26 protein-coding genes are annotated in these 23,176 nt (G+C 42.5%); 15 read left to right on the plus strand and 11 right to left on the minus strand.

Translation table 11 applies throughout. The features are described from left to right. Positions 1-313 precede the first annotated feature (313 nt). The 4 genes from D4T97_RS08035 to D4T97_RS08050 form a co-directional block, all read right to left on the minus strand. Positions 314-487, minus strand: coding sequence for a spore gernimation protein GerPD (locus D4T97_RS08035; protein WP_126049467.1), 174 nt, complete (start codon positions 485-487; stop codon positions 314-316). After that, positions 477-1,100 carry a spore germination protein GerPC gene (gene gerPC / locus D4T97_RS08040; RefSeq protein ID WP_164525506.1) on the minus strand — a complete coding sequence of 208 codons (624 nt, stop codon included), beginning with the start codon at positions 1,098-1,100 and terminating at the stop codon, positions 477-479. The genes D4T97_RS08035 and gerPC overlap by 11 nt, the downstream gene beginning before the upstream one ends. 360 nt (positions 1,101-1,460) lie before the next feature. Further along, positions 1,461-1,667 carry a spore germination protein GerPB gene (locus tag D4T97_RS08045; RefSeq protein WP_126049472.1) on the minus strand — a complete coding sequence of 69 codons (207 nt, stop codon included), beginning with the start codon at positions 1,665-1,667 and terminating at the stop codon, positions 1,461-1,463. Between the two features lie 22 nt (positions 1,668-1,689). After that, positions 1,690-1,911, minus strand: a complete 222-nt coding sequence (locus tag D4T97_RS08050; RefSeq protein ID WP_126049474.1) for a spore germination protein — start codon at positions 1,909-1,911, stop codon at positions 1,690-1,692. Between the two features lie 243 nt (positions 1,912-2,154). On the opposite strand from D4T97_RS08050, the gene D4T97_RS08055 reads away from it, so the two are divergent. From D4T97_RS08055 to D4T97_RS08075, 5 genes are all read left to right on the plus strand, one after another. Continuing rightward, positions 2,155-3,357, plus strand: coding sequence for a DUF418 domain-containing protein (locus tag D4T97_RS08055; protein WP_235872190.1), 1,203 nt, complete (start codon positions 2,155-2,157; stop codon positions 3,355-3,357). Continuing rightward, the gene (locus D4T97_RS08060) at positions 3,338-4,234 is read left to right on the plus strand and encodes a fumarylacetoacetate hydrolase family protein (RefSeq protein ID WP_126049478.1); all 897 of its coding nucleotides are present in this window, start codon (positions 3,338-3,340) and stop codon (positions 4,232-4,234) included. The genes D4T97_RS08055 and D4T97_RS08060 overlap by 20 nt, the downstream gene beginning before the upstream one ends. 92 nt (positions 4,235-4,326) lie before the next feature. Further along, the gene (locus D4T97_RS08065; RefSeq protein WP_126049480.1) at positions 4,327-4,698 is read left to right on the plus strand and encodes a YisL family protein; all 372 of its coding nucleotides are present in this window, start codon (positions 4,327-4,329) and stop codon (positions 4,696-4,698) included. A 377-nt stretch (positions 4,699-5,075) separates the two neighbouring features. After that, positions 5,076-6,773: a GGDEF domain-containing phosphodiesterase gene (locus tag D4T97_RS08070; protein ID WP_164525507.1), complete on the plus strand. Its 1,698-nt coding sequence runs from the start codon at positions 5,076-5,078 to the stop codon at positions 6,771-6,773. 65 nt (positions 6,774-6,838) lie between these two features. Further along, positions 6,839-8,368 carry an alpha-amylase family glycosyl hydrolase gene (locus D4T97_RS08075; RefSeq protein WP_126049484.1) on the plus strand — a complete coding sequence of 510 codons (1,530 nt, stop codon included), beginning with the start codon at positions 6,839-6,841 and terminating at the stop codon, positions 8,366-8,368. A 151-nt stretch (positions 8,369-8,519) separates the two neighbouring features. Here D4T97_RS08075 and D4T97_RS08080 read toward each other — a convergent pair whose 3' ends face one another. The 4 genes from D4T97_RS08080 to D4T97_RS08095 form a co-directional block, all read right to left on the minus strand. Beyond that, complete coding sequence (locus D4T97_RS08080; protein ID WP_126049486.1) at positions 8,520-9,383, minus strand: SDR family oxidoreductase; 864 nt, start codon at positions 9,381-9,383, stop codon at positions 8,520-8,522. Between the two features lie 558 nt (positions 9,384-9,941). Next, a complete protein-coding gene (locus tag D4T97_RS08085) occupies positions 9,942-10,433 on the minus strand; it encodes a YajQ family cyclic di-GMP-binding protein (RefSeq protein ID WP_126049488.1) in 492 nt (163 codons plus the stop codon). Between the two features lie 245 nt (positions 10,434-10,678). Continuing rightward, the gene (locus D4T97_RS08090) at positions 10,679-10,813 is read right to left on the minus strand and encodes a DUF3941 domain-containing protein (RefSeq protein WP_126050227.1); all 135 of its coding nucleotides are present in this window, start codon (positions 10,811-10,813) and stop codon (positions 10,679-10,681) included. 62 nt (positions 10,814-10,875) lie between these two features. Beyond that, entirely contained in the window at positions 10,876-11,736 is an 861-nt protein-coding gene (locus tag D4T97_RS08095; protein WP_126049490.1) for a DegV family protein, read from the minus strand. 350 nt (positions 11,737-12,086) lie between these two features. Between D4T97_RS08095 and D4T97_RS08100 the strand changes: the two genes are divergently transcribed. Continuing rightward, on the plus strand, positions 12,087-12,941 hold the full coding sequence (locus D4T97_RS08100) for a YitT family protein (RefSeq protein ID WP_126049492.1): 855 nt from the start codon (positions 12,087-12,089) through the stop codon (positions 12,939-12,941). A 54-nt stretch (positions 12,942-12,995) separates the two neighbouring features. Here D4T97_RS08100 and D4T97_RS08105 read toward each other — a convergent pair whose 3' ends face one another. Together D4T97_RS08105 and D4T97_RS08110 are read right to left on the minus strand one after the other, a co-directional pair. After that, positions 12,996-13,190, minus strand: coding sequence for a DUF3813 domain-containing protein (locus tag D4T97_RS08105; protein WP_126049494.1), 195 nt, complete (start codon positions 13,188-13,190; stop codon positions 12,996-12,998). A gap of 1 nt (position 13,191) precedes the next feature. Beyond that, positions 13,192-13,344: a competence protein gene (locus tag D4T97_RS08110; protein WP_126049496.1), complete on the minus strand. Its 153-nt coding sequence runs from the start codon at positions 13,342-13,344 to the stop codon at positions 13,192-13,194. A 186-nt stretch (positions 13,345-13,530) separates the two neighbouring features. On the opposite strand from D4T97_RS08110, the gene yjfP reads away from it, so the two are divergent. From yjfP to clpB, 3 genes are all read left to right on the plus strand, one after another. Beyond that, positions 13,531-14,298 (plus strand): esterase, encoded by a 768-nt coding sequence (gene yjfP, locus D4T97_RS08115; protein ID WP_126049498.1) that lies wholly within the window; start codon positions 13,531-13,533, stop codon positions 14,296-14,298. Positions 14,299-14,373: 75 nt separating this feature from the next. Continuing rightward, positions 14,374-14,682, plus strand: a complete 309-nt coding sequence (locus tag D4T97_RS08120) for a metal-sulfur cluster assembly factor (protein ID WP_126049500.1) — start codon at positions 14,374-14,376, stop codon at positions 14,680-14,682. A 452-nt stretch (positions 14,683-15,134) separates the two neighbouring features. Next, positions 15,135-17,729 (plus strand): ATP-dependent chaperone ClpB, encoded by a 2,595-nt coding sequence (clpB, locus tag D4T97_RS08125; protein WP_126049502.1) that lies wholly within the window; start codon positions 15,135-15,137, stop codon positions 17,727-17,729. Between the two features lie 27 nt (positions 17,730-17,756). On the opposite strand, the gene D4T97_RS08130 is transcribed toward clpB, so the two are convergent. Then, a complete protein-coding gene (locus D4T97_RS08130; protein WP_126049504.1) occupies positions 17,757-17,939 on the minus strand; it encodes a YjzD family protein in 183 nt (60 codons plus the stop codon). A gap of 183 nt (positions 17,940-18,122) precedes the next feature. Between D4T97_RS08130 and D4T97_RS08135 the strand changes: the two genes are divergently transcribed. The 6 genes from D4T97_RS08135 to D4T97_RS08160 all read left to right on the plus strand — a co-directional run bounded on the left by D4T97_RS08135 (position 18,123) and on the right by D4T97_RS08160 (position 23,130). Next, positions 18,123-18,749, plus strand: coding sequence for a Rossmann-fold NAD(P)-binding domain-containing protein (locus D4T97_RS08135; protein WP_126049506.1), 627 nt, complete (start codon positions 18,123-18,125; stop codon positions 18,747-18,749). 107 nt (positions 18,750-18,856) lie between these two features. Beyond that, complete coding sequence (locus tag D4T97_RS08140; RefSeq protein ID WP_126049508.1) at positions 18,857-19,789, plus strand: beta-ketoacyl-ACP synthase III; 933 nt, start codon at positions 18,857-18,859, stop codon at positions 19,787-19,789. Between the two features lie 50 nt (positions 19,790-19,839). Further along, on the plus strand, positions 19,840-21,078 hold the full coding sequence (gene fabF, locus D4T97_RS08145) for a beta-ketoacyl-ACP synthase II (RefSeq protein ID WP_126049510.1): 1,239 nt from the start codon (positions 19,840-19,842) through the stop codon (positions 21,076-21,078). 90 nt (positions 21,079-21,168) lie between these two features. Then, a complete protein-coding gene (locus tag D4T97_RS08150) occupies positions 21,169-21,972 on the plus strand; it encodes a DUF2268 domain-containing protein (protein WP_126049512.1) in 804 nt (267 codons plus the stop codon). Positions 21,973-22,079: 107 nt separating this feature from the next. Next, positions 22,080-22,289 (plus strand): hypothetical protein, encoded by a 210-nt coding sequence (locus D4T97_RS08155; protein WP_126049514.1) that lies wholly within the window; start codon positions 22,080-22,082, stop codon positions 22,287-22,289. A 91-nt stretch (positions 22,290-22,380) separates the two neighbouring features. After that, the gene (locus D4T97_RS08160; RefSeq protein ID WP_126049516.1) at positions 22,381-23,130 is read left to right on the plus strand and encodes a YjbA family protein; all 750 of its coding nucleotides are present in this window, start codon (positions 22,381-22,383) and stop codon (positions 23,128-23,130) included. Positions 23,131-23,176 lie beyond the last annotated feature (46 nt).

Here is a 23,176-nt window from a genome sequence, read left to right on the forward strand (position 1 = left end):
CTCCGTGTTTCCTTTATCTTATTGCAGAAAGCTCCAGTGACTAGCTTTAGACGGCAAGGGCTCGAGGGCGCTTTGGTCAGCCAATGAACTCAAAGGACGCCTTCATTGGCTAGACCTCCGACGGACAGGAAGACCTAGTGCCACCGACGTACAGGAAGTACAAGTGCAAGCGAAGCGACAGGATGTCGCGCCCTGAGCCTGCCGAAGCCACAGGATGTGGCGATTTGAGGTGGCCAGCGCTTGTCGCTCCTAAGCGGCTGTCTTCCGCATTTCAATTTTGTACCACGCCAAACGGGCTCTTGCGCTTTTTTTGTTAACGGCCGAGAGGCACGAAAGGCCCGATAATCAGCGATTCCGGAGGCGTATCAAAGACGGATGCCAATTGAATCGTATTTGCGTCACCGACCAACAAAACAGAAGAGGCGCTCACCCCGATTACACGGATCTGTCCGACGCATAATTCCCTATTTACTACATTAAGTTCCATGGGGATTCGCTCCTCCCTGTTGATTTGGAATTTGGGAAATGAATCCGTGAACAGCTTTGTTAATATCCGCTATTAATGTCTTATATACTTTTTCGTACAATTCTTCTTCTTTCAGATTATTGTTTGGCTGTGCACTAAAGAAGCCTAAATAATGATCGGCTCTTGCAGGTATCTGTTTACGGATATCTTCCTTGATCATCTTGATATACGGCTCTTCGAGGGATCTGCCGATTTGTGTTTCTGTATCTTTTATCAATGTGTCCAAATCATTATCAATATAGTTATTCAGTCTTTCCAACGTTTCATCATAAAGGTCGTGATGGCGTACAAAAGCCTGAGTTTGTGGCAATCCTGGAGCCCCTGGCGGCACGGAAAAATCTTCAATGGAGTTCAGATCAGCCGGGTTAATTCCAATATTTAGTGTTCCCTCCAATGTTTCCACCTTTAACTGATCAAACTTATACTCAAGCCTTTCCACAGTGACTGACGGCTTTTCTTTCAACACTTTCAATTCATTTGTAAGGTAATGTATTGACTGTCTAAGCCGCGTGATCTCTTGCTGTTGTCCTTCTATAAAAGCATATAACTGCTGTATCGTGTAATTTGCCTGCATGTTGTACATACACCACACTTTCTTATGGTAAAAAGTATACGGAAATGACTGAAATTACTTTTGAAATCTATGCGCTAGGTCGAGCTCTAGCGCATATCGACTAGCATATTTCGCACCCAATGGGCTCCAAGGCAAAGCTTTTTCAGGAAACTTTGTTACTTTATCGCAAAGGTGCAGAAATCATACCCTAGGAAGCCGCTTTCCTAAGATAAGTCAACAAACCTCTGCTTCTACGCCATAACTTACTCGGGAAGTTTTGTTCAGCTCGTTACAAAGCCGCTACGAAGATTTTTTCGAAGATGTCGCGTTCTGAGCTTGCCAGCGCTTGCCGCCCCTAAGCGCCGTCTTCCGCTTTTCTTTTTATAATGGAATCAGACTGACTTCCTGCTGTGCCAGTTGAGTTTCGCTTATTGCTGCAGGAGCAGGGGCTGTATAACCACCTGTATTATATAGATGCGAAGAAGGCGTTATGACTCCCGCTGTTCCAATTTGCAGCACTGATGAGTTGGTTATACCGCCAATCTTAATCATTTGTATATTAATGGTCTGCTGAACATTAACAATCATGGCTTCCTCCTGTGCCCTTCATTTATAAGTTTAATAAGATTCCCTGATCCAGGCCGTCAGCATCGTAGCTGTTGGTGGAAGAATAATCGTTTCGAATCCTGATTCCTTCGCCTGTATTAAACGAACCCGCACCCGCAAATGTCTTGGCGTAGGAAATCGGATGAATTTGAAATACGTCCCCGATATTGAATGTAGCTCCTGTACTTACATTGATGATCTGAACGGCACCAACAAATCCAGGCAATACCGTTCACTTCCTTCCATATTGCCGTATTTACTATGCATTGTATTTTATGACAAAGAATTGAATTGGTGATATTGCTTCTATTTTGAAAGGGATGGCATGATAAAATATGTTAATCCAAGTAATAATGATTGTAGTTTTTTAGCCAAACTTATACGATGGTATTGGACAGAAATACGAGAGTCTGTAAGACAGTTCTGATTAAGGAGGTGGGGGGCTTAGAGAGGCCTCAAAGGAGTAATTATGGCTAGTAAAAAGGTAAACCCGGTTGGCGTGATGGATAGAATTCAGACACTTGATGTTTTAAGGGGCTTTTCACTTCTTGGCATACTAATTGTTAATATGATCGGCTTCCATTCCCCTTACGGATACTACAATCCTTATGATTGGTGGGAATATGGGGATTTAACATGGTATACATGGATAGATATACTTGTGCAAGGAAGTTTTTATCCTATCTTTTCACTCATGTTTGGCTATGGAATGGTGATCATGCAAAGGCGGTCCGCAATCAGGGGAACATCATTTTGGACAATCAGTGTGAGAAGACTGTCCGTTTTGCTCATCTTCGGAATCATACATGCGTTTCTTATTTGGTATGGTGATATTCTAATTACTTATGCATTAATGGGAATGGTTTTATTATTGTTTTTGAGACTATCCGGTCCATGGCTGATGGGATTGGGCTGGGGGCTTTATTTGCTGCCGCAGCTGCTCTTTTCGGGTATGCTTATAGTTGTATCTATATTTGATTCAACTTCCCTTGCTGATTATATTGATATTGCAGGCCTGCAGCAGGCTGAGATAACTTATGCCAGCGGAAGTTTCATGGAGATTACTTCCCAAAGAATTGCCGACTGGAAAACTAATAATTTATCAGGCGGTTTTATCATTTATCTATTTCTAATATTGCCAATGATGATGATCGGTGCAGGAGCAGGGAAAATGCAGTGGCTTGAAAAAGCGGATATTCAATGGAAAAAGTGGCTTGTCATTTTACTCATCGCTCTTCCTGTTGGAATTGCCGCTAAGATGCTGCCTTTTATGACGGGTTTATCCATCAGCTATCAATACATACAGGACACGATCGGAGGGCCGGTTCTCGGGATTGCTTATATTGCAGGAATCGTTTTGATCATGAAAAGTGCCAAAGTGGCAAAACTGCTGCATCCGCTTAGTTCCGCCGGCCGCATGTCAATTACGATTTATGTCACGCAGTCTTTGATTGGAACATTGATTTTTTATCATTATGGATTGGGTCTCTACGGAAAAATTTCATTGGCGACGGGGACATGGCTTGCTATTGCCATTTACATTATTCAGGTAATATTCGCCGAAATTTGGCTGGGCAAATTTAAACATGGGCCAGTTGAGAAATTTTGGCGCTTTTTAACGTATGGAAAAAAACGAAAAAGAGGTGCTGGTAATGAAGTTAATGAGCTTTAAATTAGAAGGTACAGAAAAATATGGCGTTGTTGACAGCAGCGGCCGAAAAGTATGGGATGTGTTGGCTCTCGCAGAAGCAGCAGATAAAGAGTTTCCTTCCACCATCCTTGCAGGAATTGAAAGCGGAGAACAATTTTACGAATCTGTAAAGGAGCTTGTTGAGTGGGGGGAGCAAAATGGAAAAGATGAGTTATTACACCCATTTGAAAATATCAAGTGGATGGCTCCTATTCCAAGACCGAAGAAAAATATCATGTGTGTCGGAAAAAACTACCGCGACCATGCAATCGAAATGGGCAGCGAAGCGGATATTCCCGAGCACATCTTGGTGTTCACAAAATCGCCTACAACAGTCATCGGTCATGAAGATTCAGTCGATGCTCATACAGATGTAACAGATGAGCTCGATTATGAGGGAGAACTTGCTTTGGTCATCGGAAAGAAAGGAAAAAACATTTCCAAAGAGCAGGCCCTTGAATACATTTTCGGATACACGATTATTAATGATGTAACAGCTCGCGATCTTCAAAAAAGACATAAACAGTTTTTTATAGGGAAAAGCCTTGATACAACTTGCCCAATGGGACCGTGGATTGTGCACCACTCCGAGATTGACAATCCGAATGAGCTCTCCATTCAGACGACGGTCAACGGAGAAGTCAGACAGGAATCCAATACGAAACATTTCATATTCCCGACAGAAGAAATCATTTCTACTTTGTCGCAAGGTATGACGCTTGAGCCGGGGGATATCATAGCTACGGGTACTCCTGCCGGAGTCGGGAAAGGCTTTAAGCCTCCTCGTATGCTGAAAAGTGGGGATGAAATTGAAATTACAATAGAAGGAATCGGCAAATTGCACAATACTGTGAACTAGCATGTTCGCAATTTGTCACCCAATCCCTGTATGGTAAGATTAATGGGGATTGATCGGAATAAGCAAACACGTTTTTTTAGGAGGTATTGGACATGTTCGATAATACTCATGCTCACATCACTACATGGGTCGTTGCTCTTATTTTATTTGTGGTGGTACTGCTTTTACAAAAAGGCGGCAATCAAAAGGGTGCGAAAATCACACAAATGATCTTGCGTCTCTTTTATTTGCTGATTATCTTGACTGGAGTCCTGCTTTTTTCAAAACATCAGGGATACAATCCAGCACTCTACGGAATCAAATTTCTCGGAGGCATCATTGTCATCGCGATGATGGAAATGATCCTTGTCCGTGGAGCGAAAGGAAGGAATACTGGGGTTCTTTGGGTCGTATTCATCGCAGCCCTGGCTATTACATTTTTCCTGGGGTTAAAACTGCCGCTTGGCTGGAATATGTTTTCATAGTAATTGGGAAAAAAACCGCTGAATTTCAGCGGTTTTTTTATTTTGGTTTAGCACTATACAAATACTAGTGACAGGATTTTAGGCAAATATTAGAATGAAAGTATACTGGAAATTTGAACCAGCTAATTGTTTAATAGTTTTACTGTTACCCTGATATTTAACAACTCGAATCGCGTGACAGCTGTTGGTGCCTGTTTTAACCTTGGAGATTCGGCCATATTGCCAACAGGCTGATCAATGATGAGAGACATGATATCCGATTGGAACTTTTTTTTATTTCTATTGGGAAAAAAGTAGCAGGAACAACTGTTTTAATGAATGATAATGAATTATTCACATAGTGCAATAAAATTTGATGCGAAAAGGATGAGAGAATATTGGAACAGTCCAGCATGACACAAAAATACTTTCAAACGATCAAGGATCATCATATGGACTTAATCTTTACAACCGATAAAAGCGGTCAGGTCCTAATGATCAACTCATCCTGCTCAAAAGTTTTGGACAAAAGTGAAAAAGAAATGGCAGGAAAATCCTGTCTTTCAATTTTTCCTCCTCATCAAAAAGAGGCCATATGGTCGGTAATAAAAAGTATAGCGGAAGGAAAAGTTGAAAAAGCCGAAATTGAAACAGAGATCACAGCACATACAGGTGAAAGCATGAGTTATTGTTTTCAGTTAATTTTTTTGGATATGGGTAACGGCTTTGAAGAAATACTTTTTATTGGGCGGAATATTACCGAGCAGCTTATGCTTGAAGAAAAGCTAAAACGTTGCTCGCTATTTGATGAGAAGACAGAGATGCCGAACAGAAAAAACATTGAAAACGTTATTTCTAACCGAATCAATCAAACAAAAAATACCAATAAGAATTTTTCATTCCTATTCATACAAATTGGGCGTATTAAACTTATCAATGATGCACTTGGACACCCTTCAGGAGATCAGGCGCTAGTACGGATGGCTAAGAGAATTGAAGCAGTATTGCCTCAGCAGTCATTTATCGGACGTTTTTCAACAAACATATTTTTTGTTTTGTTGGAAGGGATCATAAGTCGTCCGAAGATTGAAAATCTATGCAGTGATATCCTTGCTGTTATCCAAAAACCCATGCGCTTTCAAAAACAGGAGTTTTATATGAGTGGTGCCATTGGAATAAGTGAATACCCTAATGACGGTATGGACACAGAAACCTTATTGAAAAATGCTGGCATAGCATTAAGATACGCAAAGGCTGATACTCATGACAGCATTATTTTTCATTCTGATGAAATGAATATAGAGCTGGAAAAACGGATAGATCTGGAAAGAAGTCTGCGAAAAGGAATTGAGAATAACGAGTTTTTTCTTGTCTATCAGCCGATTATCCACTCTACAACAGGTGAAATCAAGATATGTGAAGCATTGCTTCGTTGGGTCCATCCTAAGTGGGGCCTCATACCACCTTTGGAGTTCATCCCAATTGCCGAGGAGACGGGCATGATCCATTCCCTTGGAAAATGGATATTGAATGCCGCATGTAAGCAAGTGAAGGAGTGGCAGGAAGCAGGATTCAAAAATATAGGTGCTTCTGTGAATGTCTCTGCTTATCAATTGGATAGCACTCGATTCATTGAAAATGTAAAAAGAGCTCTTGAATTATCAGGTTTGGAAGCGAAGTTTTTGCACCTTGAGCTTACAGAAAGTGTCATGATTGATAAATCTAAAAAGACCGTTAGTATGATGCGGGAATTAAAGGGGATGGGGGTCAAAATTTCAATTGATGATTTTGGGACGGGATATTCTTCGTTGAGCTATTTGAAGCATCTACCTATTCATGCATTGAAAATCGACCGTTCATTTATTCAAAATCTGAATCAGCAGTCACCCGAACTTTCCATTGTTCATGCCATTTTAACGATGGGTCACGGATTGGGTCTGAGGGTAGTTGCTGAGGGAATCGAAACAAATGATCAACTCGCGATGCTGACCTCTCTAGGGTGCGACTTCGTGCAAGGGTATCTTATCGAAAAACCTCTTGAAGCAAGGCACTTTACCCAGTGGCTCGAAAAAAAGCAAAAGGCATCGAACTTATAAAATTGACGAGCGGCATATGAAAAGGATAATCTTAAGAGCGTAGAAGTATTAGGGAGGTAACGGATTTGAGCAAAAAATATCTGGTTTTCCTGCTTGTTCCGTTTCTTCTTTTTTCCGCCGCCTTTTCAGCAAGTGCCGACAAAAAAGAAGAACGATTGTGGGAAGATGAAATTGTTTATTCACTACTAGTGGATCGATTTAATAACGGTGACAACAGTAATGATGAAGGAGTCGATTTATCCGACCCGGCGAACAAATTCCAGGGCGGTGACTTCAAGGGAATCATCCAGCAGTTGGACTATTTAAAAGACATGGGATTTACGACAATCATGCTGTCACCTATTTTTCAAAACGAGGAAAATGGTTTTCATGGAGAATGGGTGAACGACTTTTATAAGACAGACCCTCACTTTGGGACAATTGAAGAATTAAACGAGCTAGTTGAAGAAGCTCACAAAAAAGATATGAAAGTCATGTTTGAATTTGTCACGACTCATGTAGGGGCGAACCATCCATGGACAAAAGATCCAGCAAAAAATGATTGGTTTAAGAATGAAGGCATGCCTTCAGACAATGAATGGCTCAAGGGGCTGCCACAGCTTGATTTAAATAACGAAGAGGTGAAATCTTACCTGATAGATGCTGCCAAGTGGTGGATTGAGGAAACCGGTATTGACGGCTACAGCCTATCCGGACTTGACCAGGCACCAATTGGATTTTGGGAAGACTTCGCAGCAGCCGTTAAGGGAAAGAATGACAGCTTTTATTTGACTGGCACTGTAGCCGAAGGTACAAGTGAAGATTTGGGAAAATATCAGGAAGCAGGAATCAAAGGTGTTGTTGATTCATCGTTGAGTAAAACGTTGAGAGATTCCTATTCCAAAATTGATGTACCATCGGAATCACTGCTTGAAAAATGGGAGAAGAATACTGAAATGTATCCTGAACCTCAATCGTTAGTGGCTCTTTTTGACGACAAGAACTCAACAAGGTTTACAAAGGATATAGTGGACAACAAACAATATCCGGGAGCCCGCTGGAAATTGGCCCTTTTCTACTTATATACACAGCCGGAAGTACCTGTTGTCTTTTACGGTTCTGAAATTGCAGTAAACGGTGACTTGGCGCCGGATAATGTTCCACTCATGAATTTCCGTGCCGATGAAGAGCTGATGGAGTTTATCGGCAAGATTGGCATGATCCGACAAGAACAAAAGGCTCTTAGCCGCGGAAACATGGAGCTTTTATACGAAAAAGATGGAATGCTTGTCTTTAAAAGGGAGTATGAAGGCGAAACGGTTGTCGCAGCAATCAATAATACGACTAGCGATCAAACTGTGGTTATTCCCGCTGATAAAATTGGAGACGATAAAGAACTCCGTGGACAGTTTGCCTCTGATTTGGTAAAAAGCAAAAACGGAGAGTATAAAATTGTCATCAATAGAGAAATGATGGAAGTGTACAAGCTTGCTGATAAGGTAGGGTATAATGTTCCATTCATCGCTTCGATATTTGTGGTATTTATAGTTTTTGGCCTCTTTATGTATGTTGCGTGGAGAAGAGGAAAAAATCGAAATCCATATGAACAAAGATAGTCAAACAGAAAGCAGCTGCCGAGAATTTTTTCGGCAGCTGCTTTTAAGTTTTTCTAAGAGATAATCTCATCTTGTGTAACGTCCGAGCTTCGGCGGACAGGAGGTTCAAGTGCAGACGGAGCGACAGGATTTTTTTGTTTGAGCCTTTGCTTTATCCGTTCAGCACTTCTCCGCCATTTACATGTATCATTTGGCCGGAAACGTAGCTGGAATCATTTGAGGCCAAATAGACGTAAGCAGGTGCCAGCTCATAGGGCTGTCCAGGTCTTTTCATCGGCTGAGTTGCCCCAAACGTGCCGACATGTTCCGCTGAAAAGGTTGATGGAATTAATGGTGTCCAAATAGGCCCTGGTGCCACACCGTTCACACGAATGCCTTTTGTTGCCAATGACGCTGAAAGTGAGCGGGTGAATGATACAATGGCACCTTTGGTTGCGGAGTAATCAATCAGGCCTGGGTTACCTTTATAGGCTGTTATCGACGCTGTATTGATAATGCTGCTTCCCTGTTTCAGATGCGGGAGGACGGCTTTTGTCAAATAAAACATCGAGAAGACGTTTGTTCTGAATGTTTTTTGCAACTGCTCGGCAGTTATCTCAAGTAGACTCTTTTTTGGATGTTGCTCGCCTGCGTTGTTTACAAGGATATCAATTTTTCCAAATTCATCAATTACCTGTTTTGTGATTTGCTGGCAATGTGTTTCATCGCCTATATCTCCTCGGATAAGCAGACATTTTCTTCCTTCTTGTTCAATCAAGTTTTTCGTGCCTTTTGCATCCTCATCTTCTTCCAAATAGCTGATTGCGACGTCCGCCCCTTCTTTGGCGAAGTATATTGCTACAGCTTTTCCGATTCCACTGTCCCCACCGGTAATAATCGCTGTTTTTCCATCTAACTTACCGCTGCCCTGATAGGCTGGTTCTACTGATTTCGGAACAGGATCCATCTCGGATTCTATGCCTGGCTGATGATTTTGGACCTGCTCGGGCATTGTTTGCTTTTTATTTTCGCTCATACATAGCCCTCCTTCTTCGTAGTTAAAGAAATAATAAAACTTGACCAAAATTCCTTTCAAATAAGTAAGTGTTATGTCTAGCTCCAGCGCCTATCGACTAGCAGACTTCGCGCCTCTAGTGCTCCTGCGGCGTAGCTTATTCGAGGAAGTAAACCTCACCTCGTCGCAAAGCGCGGGAAGCTTCTCAAAGAAGCAGCTTGCCTACGATAAGTCATCATCGGCTCCGACGGACAGGACGTCCTAGTGCAAGCGAAGCAACAGGATGTCGCGTTTTGAGCCTGCCTTCGTCGCCGTGTTTCCTTTATCTCGTTGGAGTCACTCTGTCCAGCTGCAACGCCTAGCCCCTCGAGGTCATAAGCCAATTCCCTGTGGTGGCTGAAAAGCTGCCTCCTCGGGAATCGTCTTATGCTTGTCGGGGCTGATCAAGGCGTTTCGCATTTCGGCTCAGTCTGTACGTCGATGGGCAGGCGCTTACGCTTTTCTTAATCTCATAAAAAAAGCGAATGGATACATGTATCATATACCCATTCGCAATTGAAATATTCAGTTTGACCTATTTTATCGAAAGTTGATGAACTGTACATCTATCGGAAGGTCTGCAGCCCGGATCGCGCTGATAACTTGCTGCAAATCATCCCGGTTTTTTCCAGTAACCCGTATTTGGTCATCCTGGATTTGGCTCTTCACTTTTAATTTGCTGTCTTTGATAATTGTATTGATTTTCTTTGCGTTATCTTTATCAATGCCCTGTACGAGTTTGCCCCGTTGGCGAACAGTTCCTCCCAAGGCACTTTCAATTTTTCCATAGTCAATATTTTTGACTGGAACTTCCCGTTTAATCAATTTTCCAAACAAAACATCTTTCACCTGAGACAGCTTAAATTCGTCATCTGAAATGAGTACCAACTCGTCGTTCTCCAAGGTGATATTGCTCTTGCTGCCTTTAAAGTCAAAACGGTTCTTAATCTCTTTCATTGCAATATTTATTGCGTTAGACACTTCAGAAAGGTCAACTTTAGAAACGATATCAAATGAATTTTCCTTTGCCATATTATACCTCCGGACAGAGTTTTCCTTCATTATAGGTGAAAGCGGGGAGAAGGACAACAAAGAAAAGCGTAAGCGCCCGTCTCGGTTGAAAGATGAGTTCGAGTGAGTCATTGATGATTTCGTGAATTTAGTGGCAAGAGCTTAAAGTTAACGGGTTAAAACAAATGGTGAAATCTTGAAGGAATTCTGCCTAAATAAAAACACGCAGTTTTGCCTAATTAGCCAGGCAAAAGCTGCGTGTTTAATTAAAGATGATCCGTTTTCTTAGAGTATTGGTGCTTTCCGGCTTTGAGCTCTTCTTCACGCCGAATGTTTTTAACTTCGCGGCGGGCTTGGTTATCCCTTGCCTTTTTGTCGTTGTCTGATGTATTGTAGCGCATAAGATGATCTCCCTTTCCTCTGTTTCCATTAGTATGTCCGGACGGGGAGTCCCTAATCATTGTCAGTTATCCTGCTTTTTAAGAAAAAATACCGCTAATGTACCTGGACCTGCATGTGAAGCGACGATGGCGCCGATCAAACGGATATAAAATTTTTTCGTGCCGAAACGCTCTTCTATCAACCTTTTCAATTCTAGAGCTGTTTCTTCATCATCGCCATGGCTTATTCCGATGATTTGATTTTCGAGATCGGCTCCACGTTCTTCCATAAGATCGAGCATTCTTTTTATAAGTTTCTTTTTTCCACGAATCTTCTCAAGCGGCACCAATTTTCCTTCATCTACGTGAAGAAGAGGCTTGATGTTTAAGAGGCCGCCGAAAAATGCCGATGACCTTGATAGACGTCCGCCGGCAGCAAGAAAGTCCAGGTCTTCGATTGTAAATAAATGTTCCATCCTGTCACAATTGGACTGGGCGAACTTGATAATATCTTCCTTTGGCTCGTTATTTTTAATCTGTTCAACGACAGCCATCACGGTCAAACCATATCCTAAGGAAACGGCTTTTGAATCAATGATTGTCAAATCCAAATCAGGGTATTCTTCTTTTACCTGCTCTTTTACCATGACAGCCGTTTGATATGTACCCGAAAGACCAGAAGACATTGATATGTATAAGCCGCTTTCACCTGATTCGGCCAGGGAAGTGAACAACTCTTGCAACTGCTGGGGAGATGCTTGTGAGGTTTTTGGCTTTTTTCCCGCTCTAATTTCTTCGTAAACCTGTTCAGGCTTGATGTTTATCAAGTCCTTATATTCCCGGTCTTCTATATGCACCTGAAGAGTGATGAGCTCTACATTATTTTCCTCATAGAATGACAGCGGTAAGTCGCATGCACTGTCAGCATAAAGTTTCAATGTCATAAAAATTCACCTTCCGTGAAAAAATAATTTGACAATATTTGTCTTTTTCATATAATATTTAGCGCTAGGCGCAATGGGCTCTAGGCCATAAGTCTAGAAAGTTTATTCGGGAAAAATATGTCCTGCAGCATAGCTTTTTTCAAAGAGTTGGCCTCGTCGCAAAGTCAGATCAGCGATGATTTTCACGATGTGATTTTATATAAGCTGCTTTCCTTGAAGGCTCAAAATACTGCCTCCACGGATCTTAAGTTTGTACTTATGCCTGAAGCCCCGTGCCAATCGCATTTCTTATAGTGTATATGCTTTCAAAGTAAACCTCAATGTTAAAATACTTGAATAAGGGTGAAATAATGAGACCACATTCATTTTGGGAAGTGTTGAAAAAACTGGCTGTCATCATAGCCGGAGCGTTTATCGTTGCGATTGCAATGAATTATTTTCTAATCCCTTCAAATGTTTATGCCAGCGGTTTTGCAGGTGCTGCACAGTTATTATCGAAAGTTCTTGGCCAATTTACGCCGGTGAATGCATCGACGGGAATGCTTTTACTCTTGTTCAACATCCCTGTTGCCATCCTGGGCTGGTTCAAAGTCGGAAAGTCTTTTACGATTTACAGTTTTATTTCAGTTGCGGCTACTTCCATTTTTCTTGAACTCATTCCTGTCAAAACCCAGACAGCGGATATTATGCTTTACGCAGTTTTTGGCGGTGTGATCACTGCAATCGGGATAGGGATTACTTTGAAGGTTGGGGCATCGACTGGGGGCCTGGATATCATTTCCATGATCCTTTCAAGGATGAGCGACAAATCTGTCGGCACATATTTTTTCATGTTGAACGCAATTATCATTCTGACGGCTGGTGCACTTTATGGTTGGGATAAGGCGTTATATACCTTGCTTTCGGTATATGCATCGACAAGAGTGATTGACGCCATTCATACACGTCATCAAAAGTTGACCGCCATGATTGTGACGAAAAAGGCCGATGAGCTAACGGAAGCCATCCATGAGAGGCTGGTCAGAGGAATCACAAAGGTTCCAGCAAAAGGAGCGTTTTCCAAGCAGGAAAAAGAGATGATGATCATCGTTGTTACCCGTTATGAGTTGTATGAGCTTGAACATGTCATCAAAGAAGTCGATCCCGAAGCATTCACGAATATCGTGGAGACGGCGACGGTTTTCGGATTCTTCCGGAAGGAATAAAAAAAGGGAGCGAGAATGCTCCCCTTGGGGTCAGACCCCCAATGCATTAAAGTGTTAAAGGGGGTCAGACCCCTCAATCCGGTCAAGTTCCTCCTGAAGCAGCCTCAATTGACGCTGCTGGGCGAAGGTGGAGTTGGCATATGCGGAGGATAAAGCGTTTTTCGCTATATCGATTGTTTCCGGTGAACTGTTGTTTAAGGCCTGCTCAACAAAATGTCTTGCTTCTTGGAAAAGCTTATTTTTTCCCACCTTAAATACCTCCGAGTGATGATTCTTTCATGAACTCGATTTTTTCCTTTTCGGCTTCATCCAATGTTGAACGATATGGAAAACGTTGTGCATGTTTTTCAACAGAGTTTTTTCCTTGCTGTGTAAAGCGTCTGGATTTACTGTTTTTTCCCATGACAACACCGCCCCTTTAGATGGTAGGAAGGAACGCATGAAGCGCTCAAGTTATATTGTAGACAGAAGCTGTCAAAAAACATCGGGGAAATAATGACAACCGATGCTTAATCTTGGTAAGAGAAAAATAGGAGTGGTAAAATATAGCATAAGATCAAAACACGCCTTCCTTAAAGGAGAGAGTTGATTGATTGAAATACATAGCGAATCGATAAAGGGTGTTCCTGTTTTACATGTAGTAAAAGAAGGGTCAAAAGATGAAAAGCTTCCGCTCGTCTTTTTCCTTCACGGCTTTACATCAGCAAAAGAGCATAATCTTCACTTCGGCTATCTCCTTGCAGAAAAAGGTTTTCGGGTCATCCTGCCGGATGCCAAACTACATGGCGAAAGGAGTGACGGCCGACACTCGGAAAAGCTGATCTACGAATTTTGGGAAATTGTTCTTCAATCCATCCGTGAGCTGGGTTGTATAAAGGAAGAATTATCCCGAAGGGACCTGATCTCAAGCCAAATTGGAGTAGTTGGAACTTCTATGGGGGGCATTACTATGTTTGGAGCTTTGACCCAATATGATTGGATCAAAGCAGGTGTTTCATTGATGGGCAGCCCCTGCCATGAACAGCTTGCAAGGGAGCAGATCGATTCCTTGGAAAAAGCCGAATTCACCATCCCTTTCTCCAAGGAAGAATTGGAAGATATGTATGCCACATTAAGGAATTATGATATCAGCAATCAGCCGGATTTGCTGGCGGAAAGACCTTTGCTAATTTGGCATGGTAAAAAAGATAAAGTAGTTCCGTTCCAACCGACTTATGAGTTTTACCGAAAAATAAAACCAGATTATGAAAAATCTCCTGAACATCTATATTTTCTAGCCGACGAACACGCCGAACATAAGGTGACTCGCGAGGCCTTGTTAAGAACCGTCGACTGGTTCAGTGAATTTTTGCTTTAAGAAAGTCGTTTCTGTTTGAATTTGCAACGGATTTGGTATGATAAGAATAAATACCTTTTGAAAGGAGTGGGGAACGTGGATGCAGCATTAAAAGAAAACATTTATGGTGCTCTTGAACAAGTGATCGACCCTGAGCTGGGCATTGATATCGTGAATCTGGGTCTCATTTACGACGTGGATCTTGATGAGGAAGGTACGGCAAAAGTGACCATGACTCTCACATCAATGGGCTGTCCACTTGCTCCGGTGATTGTAGACCAGGTGACAGCGGCATTGGCTGATATACCGGAAGTTAAACAAACGGAAGTGGATATTGTGTGGAGCCCTCCGTGGACAAAAGACAAAATGTCACGTTATGCAAAAATTGCACTTGGCGTTACTTAATTTTAATTGAATCATCTTCCGTTTTGCCATTCTGCTGAATGGGGAATTGTATAGGCGAAGCTCCTTTTTGGCGGCTTCGCCTATTTATTTTTAAAAAAGTAACGAAAACATTAGGTTAGATTATGGTTTTCTATTATAAAAAATGTGCTGTCAGCCTCGATGGACTGAAGGTTCTTGAGGAGGCCGCCAGGCGCCGTCGGCTCGAGTACGCAAGTCACGATGAAAATATACAGGATGATTTTGCTCCAGCGGTACAGCGTGTTCAAGGAAGCCCATCTTTCCCTCGTCGCAACGATGCATGAAGTAAATTTTAGGAGATGTTTTTTTAAGATGTGATTGAAATCAGCTGCATCGCTGTAGGTGGATGAGGAACTCCCTTATCAAAATTTGCTTTGTGCTTGTCGCCGATAGATGCGCGCCTTGCGCATTTCTTTTAAAAAGGAGGTTAAATAATGGATTTGAGCAAGATGACGATGACCATGCAAGAGGCTATTGCCGAAGCTCAACAAATTGCCAGAAGGCTGAATCATCCGGAGCTGGATATTCCGCACCTTTTGAAAGCTTTAATTGACAGGAATGACAGCCTGCTTTCTACGCTCTACGAGCGTCTCGGATTGACGAAAGGGCAAATACAGCTTGAATTGGATAAAGTATTGGACCAGAAGCCCCAGGTGACGGGGCAGGGGATACAAGGCGGTCAATATTTGAGCAGTCCTTTATCGACGCTCATCAGCAAAGCAGAGGAAGAAATGAAAGGGTTTGAAGACCAATATCTATCCGTTGAGCATTTCGCCCTTGCTTTGATGGAAATATCAAATAATGAAACCGCACGGTTTCTTTTTCGTAATGGAATAACCAAAAGCAATATTTTAGAAGAAGTAAAAGAAATCAGGGGGGGACAGCGAGTGGAATCACAAAATCCAGAAGCGACCTATGAAGTTTTAAAAAAATACGGACGGGACCTCGTGGCGGAAGTGAAGTCCGGCAAACTTGATCCGGTTATTGGACGGGATCAGGAGATAAGGAATGTTATCAGAATCCTGTCGCGGAAAACGAAAAACAACCCTGTTCTTATCGGGGAGCCTGGTGTCGGCAAAACTGCCATTGTTGAAGGGCTCGCTCAACGAATCGTCAGAAAAGATGTGCCTGAAGGATTAAGGGATAAAATAATATATGCGCTAGATATGGGATCTCTTATCGCGGGAGCCAAATTCAGGGGAGAGTTCGAAGAACGTCTCAAAGCTGTTTTACAGGAGGTAAAAAAGAGCGAAGGCAAGATTTTACTTTTCATTGATGAAATTCATACAATTGTAGGCGCCGGAAAAGCGGAAGGCTCCATGGATGCAGGAAATATGCTGAAGCCAATGCTCGCAAGAGGAGAGCTGCATTGTATAGGCGCGACGACTTTGGATGAATACAGGCTCTATATAGAAAAGGATGCCGCATTGGAGAGACGTTTCCAGAAGGTGTTTGTGCCCGAGCCGATAGTGGAAGATACGATTTCCATTCTACGTGGATTGAAGGAAAGGTTTGAAATCCACCACGGCGTCAATATCCATGATAGGGCCCTTGTAGCTGCAGCAACATTATCTGATCGCTACATAACGGACCGCTTTTTACCGGATAAAGCGATTGATGTCATTGATGAAGCCTGTGCCAATATACGAGTGGAAATCGATTCCATGCCGAGTGAACTGGATGAAATTACGAGAAGGGTCATGCAGCTTGAAATTGAAGAAGCCGCATTGAGGAAAGAAGATGATGAGGCGAGCAAAGAACGTCTTGAACTTCTGCAAAAAGACCTCGCTGACCTGAAAGAAAAGGCAAATGAAATGAAGGCCAAGTGGGAAAAGGAAAAAAGTGAAATTTCGAGCATCCAAGAAAAACGGGAACAGTTGGAAAAGCTTCGCAGAGAGCTTGAAGAAGCGGAAAACGAATACGATTTGAACCTTGCTGCCGAGCTTCGACATGGCCGGATTCCGGCTTTGGAAAAAGAGCTGAAGGAAATGGAAGGCCAGGAGCGAACTGAATCGCGCTTAGTAAAAGAGGAAGTGACAGAAGACGAAGTGGCAGAAATCATTTCCAGATGGACAGGCATACCGATCACTAAGCTTGTTGAAGGGGAACGTGAGAAACTCCTCAGACTTGAGAATATTTTACATGAGCGTGTTATCGGCCAAGATGATGCGGTGGAACTTGTGAGCAATGCGGTACTTAGGGCAAGGGCCGGAATCAAAGATCCGAATCGGCCTATCGGTTCATTCATATTCCTTGGACCTACTGGCGTAGGTAAAACCGAATTGGCCAAGGCTTTAGCTGAAACTTTATTTGATAGTGAAGAGCAGATGATTCGCATTGATATGTCCGAATATATGGAAAAACATGCGGTCTCTCGCCTGATTGGAGCGCCTCCTGGTTATGTGGGCTATGAGGAAGGCGGCCAGTTGACGGAAGCTGTCAGAAGGAAGCCATATTCCGTCATATTGCTTGATGAAATTGAAAAAGCCCATCCGGAAGTTTTCAATATTTTACTTCAGGTGCTTGATGACGGGCGGATCACAGACTCTCAGGGAAGAAGGATCGACTTTAAAAATACTGTTATCATCATGACCTCCAATATCGGATCGGCCTTTCTTTTGGAACGGGAGCAAAATGAAGACCATATTGATGAGCAGACAAAGGAGCTCGTTCTTGGCCAATTGAGAGCCTCGTTCCGGCCGGAATTCCTTAACAGAGTGGATGATATTATCCTGTTCAAGCCTCTCAGCATGGAAAATATTAAAGGTATTGTGTCAAAGCTTGCAAGAGAGCTTCAGGAAAGACTGCAGGATCAGCATATTCAATTGGAGATGACTGACGCGGCAAAGGAATTTACAGCCCAGCAGGCATACGATCCAGTATACGGAGCCAGGCCATTGAAGAGATATTTGCAGAGTAAAGTAGAAACAGGCTTGGCGAAGGAAATAATTTCGGGGAACGTCCATCCATTCGATACAGTCGTTGTTGACTTGCAGCGGGACCAATTGATGATTAAGGTTAAGAAATAAAAAAATAACTCGCCGGATCACGGCGAGTTATTGTTCTTCTGTTGGTTGAGCAGGCAGTATCGCTGATACGATAAAGAGCAAAATGACAGCGATGACCCCTAAAGTTGTGGCTGTACCAAAGTCATAACTTGATCCGATCATGGATCCCGCAACATACATCAACATATTTACTAGCAAAAGCGTCCAGAAAATTGTAAGCAGGTATCTCATTGTTTTCCCCCCATTTCAGAACTTCTCTATGTAATTTTCATAATCGATATTAGTATCCACCACGTAAGTATATCATAAACAATTTAAGTGAGACAATAATCCATGTGACAAAAAAGAGAAAAGAGGTCAGTCCCTACTGATGGTGCATACGATAATTTAAGAAAGAGGAAAGGGGATGCCGAGATGAAAACAGCAGTAATATTTGGAGCCCGTCAACCCTTCGGTTTTGAATTATGTTCCCGTTTGCTTGAAAGAGGTTTTGAAGTATATGGAATAGATCATCATCAATGGATTACAGAAGAACAGGAAGATAATTGGCTCCTCATCGGAAGAAATGCCAACCTGAGGTATATGGAACTGGAAAAGACGGACGATACCATTCATCAAGCTTTATTGGATGAAAGGTGTCTTTATATCATACCGACATTGGACTATCTGAATAAAAACGATAATGGCGTAAGAAACCAGCTGGTTTCACAGCTGAAAAGAATTGCCGAAGGGAAAAGGGCGAGGGAATCCCTACTGGTTATCCAGCCGCCATCGATCGAAAGAGCTCAATCATCATTCATCCACAGTTTTAATGAGCTGCTTGAATCAGTAAAGGGAAATCATCAAGTCATAGAATACAGTTTAGCATCTTCTTTTGCCGAAAAAGGGAAAAGCATGGCCCTAGTCGAAAAAAATGGGGGAGGAAATTGGGAGAAGTCAGGGAATTTACCGATCTATCAAGATGAAAACTTTTTGTCTGATGCTGCAAAAGACGTGGCCTGCTATATAGAAAAAGAAAAAATGTTGGAATTAAACGAGTGATTTAATGGTGACATAAAAAACAACAAATGATATAATTAGCACCAAGTCTTAATATAAGATAACAAATAGGGATTTTTATATAGAATGGAAAGAAGGGAAGCTTTTCTATGAATGCTGGAATAATTGGTGTCGGGAAGTACATACCCGAACGGGTGTTGACGAATAAAGAGCTGGAAACAATGGTGGATACCTCCGACGAGTGGATTCGGACACGGACCGGTATTGAAGAAAGACGGATTGCCGGGGATGATGTAAATACTTCTGATATGGCTTATGAAGCTGCAAAAAAAGCCTTGGAACATGCAGAAATCGGACCTGAAGACATCGACATGATCTTGGTTGCAACGGTGACACCTGATCATTCATTTCCGTCAGTAGCGTGCATGCTTCAGGCGAGGCTTGGCTGTGTCAATGCTTCAGGAATGGATGTCAGCGCGGCTTGTGCAGGTTTTATGTATGCAGTGGCAACCGCAAAGCAATTCATCGAAACTGAATCATGTAAAAATATCCTGGTTGTCGGTGTTGAAAAGCTGTCCAAGATTACTGACTGGAATGACAGAAATACCGCTGTCTTGTTTGGAGACGGTGCGGGAGCAGTAGTGATGGGGCCGGTTTCGAAAGGCCGGGGTGTACTCGCGTTTGACCTCGGAGCGGATGGTACGGGCGGCCAGTATCTTTATCAGGACAAATATATTATGATGAATGGCAGGGAAGTCTTTAAATTTGCTGTAAGGCAAATGGGAGAGTCATCTGTTAAAGTGTTGGATAAGGCAGGACTTACGAAAAATGATGTGGATCTGCTGATTCCCCACCAGGCTAATATCAGGATTATGGAAGCTGCACGACAAAGACTGGAATTGCCTGAAGAAAAAATGTCTAAAATGATCCATAAATATGGAAATACATCTTCCGCATCCATTCCGATGGTCATTGCCGACGAAGTGGAAGCAGGAAAAATAAAAGACGATGACTTGATTGTGTTGGTAGGATTCGGCGGAGGACTCACCTGGGGAGCTATTGCTTTAAGATGGGGTCGTTAAAACAAGTAATATCTTCTTAATAGAGAAGTAAAAAGGAGATGAACAAATAGATGAAGAAAAGAGTTGTAGTTACAGGATTGGGAACTGTCTCTCCTGTGGGAAATGATGTAGAAACTTCATGGAATAATATTTTAGCTGGTAAATCGGGGATTGGTCCTCTTACGCGACTGGATCCTGACAATTATTCAGCCAAGGTTGCGGCTGAGGTAAAAGATTTTGATATAGAAAACTTTATCGAAAGAAAAGATGCCCGGAAAATGGACCGCTTCACCCATTACGCCCTTGTATCGGCGCAAATGGCTGTAAAGGATGCGGGCTTGGACATCAATGATAGCAATGCTGAGCGGATTGGTGTATGGATCGGTTCCGGTATTGGGGGAATGGAGACACTAGAAAATCAATTTGAGATTTTTCAAAAGCGGGGCTACCGCCGTGTAAGTCCATTCTTCGTGCCAATGATGATACCGGACATGGCCACTGGACAAGTCTCTATCTATCTTGGGGCCAAAGGGGTCAACTCCTGTACGGTTACAGCTTGTGCAACAGGTACGAACTCTATCGGGGATGCTTTTAAAGTCATCCAACGCGGCGATGCAGATGCTATGATTGCTGGAGGAGCTGAGGCTCCTATTACACAGATGGCTGTTGCAGGATTCTGTGCAAACACAGCACTTTCTACAAACCCAGACCCGAACACGGCAAGCAGGCCATTTGACCTTAATAGGGACGGCTTTGTCATCGGGGAAGGTGCGGGTGTCATTGTGCTCGAGGAACTTGAGCATGCGCTTAACCGCGGAGCAAAAATATATGCGGAGATTGTCGGCTACGGATCTACAGGCGACGCTTACCATATTACTGCTCCGGCGCCCGGCGGTGAAGGCGGCGTTAGGGCTATGAAAATCGCTCTTGAAGACGCAGGCCTTGCTCCTGAAGACATAGATTACATCAATGCTCACGGAACAAGTACTCCCTACAATGATAAATATGAGACAATTGCTATCAAGGAAGTTTTTGGCGACCACGCCTACAATCTTGCAATCAGCTCGACAAAATCCATGACAGGGCATCTTCTGGGCGCTGCAGGCGGCGTAGAGGCGATTTTCTCTGTCCTAGCGATTCAAGACGGCATCCTTCCGCCAACAATTAATTACGAAACGCCTGATCCAGAATGTGACCTTGATTATGTCGCAAATGAGTCCAGGAAAAAAGAGATTAACGCTGTAATCAGTAACTCTCTTGGGTTCGGCGGACATAACGCTACGATTGCGTTTAAAAAGTATAATGCATAAAGAAAGATACAGCACCCAAACTGGGCGCTGTATCTTTTTTTATGCACTTTTTGGGGATTAATCCGTAGGATATGGGGGGAGGGATGCCAAATGGGGGTAATCCGAACAGATTTATGGATGGATGAACATTTTTACAATCCCATGGAACTGTGTAAACTTGCTTCGCCTGAAGTTAAAAATCATGCACACTATTATCAATATTTGAGAAAGTTTGGAATGTATCAGCCATCAAGGAGGACCCACGATATGTTTTCGCGGTTAAAGGAACAAAAAGCATGGGAACATATCGGGAAGTTTTATAAGAAATATAAAGATATGTGGAATGCGCATGATGTTGGTATTTATATTTTTCCTATTGAGCCCTCACGCCAATTTATGTCGGAACTGAAAGGCCGGTCAGGTTTGACATTTCCACGAAAAATATTTCTGTTTCTTTCTCCTGTAGAAGATTTGAAGATATGGGAGTCTCTGGTTGTCCATGAATACCACCATGCTGTTCGTATGGAACGTTTTAAAAAAGACCCGAAGGATTATCATTTACTTGATTCCCTTGTTTTTGAGGGGCTTGCGGAACATGCTGTAAAGAAATATTGTGGCAAGGATTATATTGCTGACTGGATGACCTTATATAAAAGGGATCAACTTCAGCATTATTGGAATCGTATTTTTAAGGAACATTTACAACTGGAAAAAGCCCATCCTTTGCATGATGATCTGCTATTCGGAAGAAGAGGCATCCCTAAAATGATGGGGTATGCCATCGGGGCAGATTTAGTAAAAGGTTATGAAGGAGAGCAGCCTTTGACAGTTCATGACTCCTTTGAAATTTCTTCGGAAAAAATCCTTTCAGACAAAAACATTTTTTACCGCACACCAGAGCAGGCTTCCGGATGACGGAGGCCCTTTTTCTTTATCATGGGTAATGAATGGCCACTTTTTGAATATACATGTGGTAGACGAGCTTGCCTCAATTAAAAGAATTGAAGTTCCGGGGGACCGCCATGTTGTACAGAGCCGCACTGTACCTAATAGGATTCGGGTTATCTGTTGCCGGTGGAATCAATATCATCGCTTATTTGAACCTCTTGCCGATGGGATACAGCTATTCATATTACTTTATGTATATTGGCAGGCGCCCAGAATGTTATTTGTTATTAGTAGGTCTAATTCTAATCTGGATTTCTGTTTACGGGTTTAATCCCAAGGAATGAGCGCTTTTCCCAATGATGGATTGATAGGAATAATTTAACTGCAGCCTGCCCATACTGAAAAACAAATAGTTTATGAAGTGAGGGGTTAAGGATGCTTTATCTTCACGATGTATGGGTTAACTGGTTTGAAGGGGAAGAGAATGGATATAATGTTTGCCATTTCCATGAATGGAGAAGAGGGGAAGATGTCATTGAGCTACTTGATCAAGTGCCGCTTTTGTACATCGAGCATCTCTTATTTGACATGATTGAGAATGATATGACCGACATACCGCAAGAATTATTGAATGATATTTACCAAAAAGCCTATTTAAGAAAAAACCATGAGCGCGTGGCACTGGAATCTTGCTTTGTAATCACTGATGGACAAGGTATCCTGGCTGTGGACACAATGGGATATTCCATCCCTCTGAGAAAGAGCAGGCTCATCCCCCGTCAAGAGCAACTCGTATTTGAAATGATCGAAGAAAATGAACCTACGAGATATAAATTTAAAGAGGTCGAAAAAAAGAAGGAATTTCATATCCTTTCACCTGACCCAATTCTAATGCGCGGCTTGACACGAAGAGAGCGGCACTTAAAGCAGCTTCTTTTTATGGCTCTTGACCAATTGTACAACTCCAAGAATACTGCAGAAGTAAGATATTGGTATACTGAGTGGTGCCCGCATCTTTATTCGGAAATTCAAACAATGGACTTTGAAAAGGTTTGGGTAAGTCTTTATGAAGAAGCAAAAGAGGGGTGGACGGAAAAACATCAAATCCTTTGCGAAAATATGGTGAAAGGGCAGCCGTTCTTTGAAAAGCTATGGGAAATGGAGTATGATTCAAAAGTTAACTAAAACAAACTTTAAACAATGAAAAATTCCCCTAACTGTATTAGAAGGG

It is taken from the genome of Siminovitchia acidinfaciens, assembly GCF_003605385.1.
Classification (GTDB): Bacteria; Bacillota; Bacilli; order Bacillales; family Bacillaceae_C; genus Siminovitchia; species Siminovitchia acidinfaciens.

Coding starts and splice junctions, on each gene's coding strand:
- D4T97_RS08130 (WP_126049504.1), bottom strand. CDS start 17,939: ATGAGATACCTGCTTACAATTTTCTGGACGCTTTTGCTAGTAAATATG.
- D4T97_RS08095 (WP_126049490.1), bottom strand. CDS start 11,736: ATGACATTGAAACTTTATGCTGACAGTGCATGCGACTTACCGCTGTCA.
- D4T97_RS08080 (WP_126049486.1), bottom strand. CDS start 9,383: ATGAGCGAAAATAAAAAGCAAACAATGCCCGAGCAGGTCCAAAATCAT.
- clpB (WP_126049502.1), top strand. CDS start 15,135: ATGGATTTGAGCAAGATGACGATGACCATGCAAGAGGCTATTGCCGAA.
- D4T97_RS08135 (WP_126049506.1), top strand. CDS start 18,123: ATGAAAACAGCAGTAATATTTGGAGCCCGTCAACCCTTCGGTTTTGAA.
- D4T97_RS08155 (WP_126049514.1), top strand. CDS start 22,080: ATGTTGTACAGAGCCGCACTGTACCTAATAGGATTCGGGTTATCTGTT.
- D4T97_RS08140 (WP_126049508.1), top strand. CDS start 18,857: ATGAATGCTGGAATAATTGGTGTCGGGAAGTACATACCCGAACGGGTG.
- D4T97_RS08100 (WP_126049492.1), top strand. CDS start 12,087: ATGAGACCACATTCATTTTGGGAAGTGTTGAAAAAACTGGCTGTCATC.
- D4T97_RS08065 (WP_126049480.1), top strand. CDS start 4,327: ATGTTCGATAATACTCATGCTCACATCACTACATGGGTCGTTGCTCTT.
- D4T97_RS08045 (WP_126049472.1), bottom strand. CDS start 1,667: ATGATTGTTAATGTTCAGCAGACCATTAATATACAAATGATTAAGATT.
- D4T97_RS08085 (WP_126049488.1), bottom strand. CDS start 10,433: ATGGCAAAGGAAAATTCATTTGATATCGTTTCTAAAGTTGACCTTTCT.
- fabF (WP_126049510.1), top strand. CDS start 19,840: ATGAAGAAAAGAGTTGTAGTTACAGGATTGGGAACTGTCTCTCCTGTG.
- D4T97_RS08055 (WP_235872190.1), top strand. CDS start 2,155: ATGGCTAGTAAAAAGGTAAACCCGGTTGGCGTGATGGATAGAATTCAG.
- D4T97_RS08090 (WP_126050227.1), bottom strand. CDS start 10,813: ATGCGCTACAATACATCAGACAACGACAAAAAGGCAAGGGATAACCAA.
- D4T97_RS08110 (WP_126049496.1), bottom strand. CDS start 13,344: ATGGGAAAAAACAGTAAATCCAGACGCTTTACACAGCAAGGAAAAAAC.
- D4T97_RS08060 (WP_126049478.1), top strand. CDS start 3,338: ATGAAGTTAATGAGCTTTAAATTAGAAGGTACAGAAAAATATGGCGTT.
- D4T97_RS08150 (WP_126049512.1), top strand. CDS start 21,169: ATGGGGGTAATCCGAACAGATTTATGGATGGATGAACATTTTTACAAT.
- D4T97_RS08035 (WP_126049467.1), bottom strand. CDS start 487: ATGGAACTTAATGTAGTAAATAGGGAATTATGCGTCGGACAGATCCGT.
- gerPC (WP_164525506.1), bottom strand. CDS start 1,100: ATGCAGGCAAATTACACGATACAGCAGTTATATGCTTTTATAGAAGGA.
- D4T97_RS08160 (WP_126049516.1), top strand. CDS start 22,381: ATGCTTTATCTTCACGATGTATGGGTTAACTGGTTTGAAGGGGAAGAG.